Source organism: Streptomyces sparsus, from assembly GCF_054776295.1.
In genome coordinates, this window is record NZ_BAAHCA010000717.1 from 1 (window position 1) to 2,537 (window position 2,537).

Consider the following 2,537-nt stretch of genomic DNA (forward strand, 5'->3'; position numbering starts at 1 on the left):
GGCCGAGCGGCGGCTGGTGGGGTCGAGCGGCGGCCGGTGCCGGTCGAGCGGCGCGTCCCAGCGCGGCGGATCAGTGGCCGGTCGCGGTGCGGAGTGCTTCGCGCAGGATGCGTTCGCCCGCGCTGACGCCCTGCTCGGGCACGGCGGTGACATGCGCGGCGGTCCAGCCGCTGTCGGCCAGCTCTCCGTGACCCGGACGCCATCCCAGGTCGGCGTGGAGCAGCAGGTCGGCGTCGAGCAGTGAGTCACCGGCCGCGGCGACCCGGTCGGCACCGGTCCGGTGGGCCACCTCGGCGACGGCGGCGCTCTTCGTCAGCGGCTTCGGAACGGCGTAGACCTTGCGGCCCTGGAGCGAGACGGTCCAACCCCGCGGTGCGCACCACTCGGCCAGTTCCTTGGTCCAGCCGTCGGGCAACTGCCCGCGGTCGACCACCAGATAGCAGAACAGGTCCTCGGCGACCCGCTCCTTCAGCAGCCACTGCGGGGACGCCGTGCGGAGCAGGTGCTCGCGGACCTCGCTCAGCGGCGCGCAGGCGTCGGCGAGCCGCTGCCGTACCCGGCTCTGCCAGTCCTGGTCGGACGCGCCGTCCACGAGCAGGTGGCCGCCGTTGGCGCAGATCGCGTACCGGGGCGGCGGGCCGGGCAGGCTGATGCGCCGGTACTGCTCGCGGGTGCGGGTGGTGGTCGGCACGAACACGGTGTGCTCGGCGACCTCGGGGAGCAGGGCGGCCGCCGTCTCGGTCAGGTACGACAGCGGCTTGGACTGGTAGACCTCCACGCACAGCAGTCGCGGCGCCTCGGCGTCCGGCATGCGCAGGTTCAGGGCGGCGGACGAGTAGATGAGGGTGCGGTCCAGGTCGCTGGCGAACAGCGTGACCTGCCGGGCGGAGCCGGCGGGAGGGCCCGGCACGGGATCGGGCGCGGGGTCGGGTGCGGTGCTCATCGGGCGGCCTTCCCGTCGGTTCCGGTGGCCCCGCGGGTGTACCGGGGGTGGATGAGGCCGACGCAGCTGTAGGGCAGGTCGTCGGTCTCCTCGACGGGCACCCCGCGCTGGGCGGCGAGCAGCCGGACGTGGTCGAGGTCGCGGCCGGCGCCGCGGCGGGCGAGGATGCGCCACGGCACACGGCGCAGCAGGACCCGGGTGGTCTCGCCGACGCCGGGCTTCACGAGGTTCACGTCCCCGATGCCGTACTCCTCGCTGATGCGCTCCACGGCGCGCCAGCCCTCCCAGGTGGGGCTGCGGTCGGTGGTGAGCAGGTGCTCCGCCGCCGCGGTCGCCTCGTCGGTGACGGCGGGGAAGTGCTCGCTGACGGTGTCGAGGAAGTGGTGGGAGAGGTCGCTGCCGGCGAGCTCCCGGTAGAACTTCGCGCCGTGGAAGTCGTCGGGGCCGACGAGGTCGGCGCGCAGCACGGTACGGGAGACCAGGCCGGAGACGGTGGAGTTGAGGCAGGCCGACGGGATCAGGAAGTCCTCACGGGTGCCGAAGGTGCGCACGCAGCCCCCGGGGTCGGCGAGCACGGCGAGTGAGGGGTCGAAGCCCGGGAACGGGGCCAGTGCGTCGGTGAGCTCGCGGGTGATGGCGCCCTTGCCGGTCCAGCCGTCCACGAAGACCACGTCGGCCGGATCGTGGTGGGCGGCCAGCCAGCGCATCGCCGCGGTGTCGATGCCCCGGCCGCGCACGATGGAGACGGCGTAGTGCGGGAGGTCCAGTCCGTGGCGGTGCTGGGCCCAGCGGCGCATCAGCACGCCGACGGGGGTGCCGGCGCGGGCGAGGGAGACCAGCACGGGTCGGCTGCCCGGGCGGCGGGTGTGCTCGGTCAGCACGGTCTCGGTGACGGTGCCGACGGCGTGCGCGATACGGCGGGCCGAGTCCGCCAGGGCGTCGTGGAAGAGCTGCTGGTACTCGGCGCTCGGCTGGTACTCGACGGGCAGCGACTCGGCGTAGTGCGCGCCGCCGCTCTGGATGGCCTCCTCGCGTTCCTCGGTGGGCGCCTCGAGCCGCACGTCGGAGAGGTCCTGGAGCAGCCAGCCGCACTCGTCGGCGCGGTAGGAGGAGAAGGCGGGGCCGCGCAGCGGCTGCGGCAGCCGTGCGGGCGCCGGCAACGCGGCCAGCACGACGCGGCGCGTGTGGGCGGTGAGGCAGGCGAGCAGCCCGTCGGGCGCGTGCAGCTCCGGGGTGTCGCCTGCGGCGTCGGTGACCACCACGACGGCGTCCCAGCGGTCACCGTCGGTGGGGCGCACGTTGTAGGCGTAGCGCGGGCCCGGACCGTCCGCCGGCTGGTCGTGGGCGGGGAAGACCAGGCGGGTGCGGATGGCGTAGCCGGGGTCGTCGACGGGCTGCACGGGTGACCGGGTCGTCGTGGAGTAGCGGACCTCCGCGCCGGTCGCGCCGGTGAGCGCGTCGGCGAGGCGCAGCGGGGTGTACATGAGTTCCTCGGTGCCCAGCACCAGGATCTGCTTCGCGGCGGGTGGCAGGGCGGCGGCGAGCCGCTCGGCCGACGCGGGCAGCGCGGCCTCCAGCCGGGCCCGGTGCACGG

The 2,537-nt window shown here is 75.0% G+C and carries 2 protein-coding genes; both read right to left on the bottom strand.

Features of this window, described 5'->3' with window-relative positions; translation table 11 throughout:
* Positions 1-70: 70 nt before the first annotated feature.
* On the bottom strand, positions 71-943 hold the full coding sequence (locus ACYVE9_RS22545) for an HAD family hydrolase (RefSeq protein ID WP_461029721.1): 873 nt from the start codon (positions 941-943) through the stop codon (positions 71-73).
* Positions 940-2,537, bottom strand: a 1,598-nt coding sequence (locus ACYVE9_RS22550; RefSeq protein WP_461029722.1) for a cysteine protease StiP domain-containing protein, incomplete at its 5' end; no start/stop codon positions are given. The genes ACYVE9_RS22545 and ACYVE9_RS22550, both read right to left, overlap by 4 nt.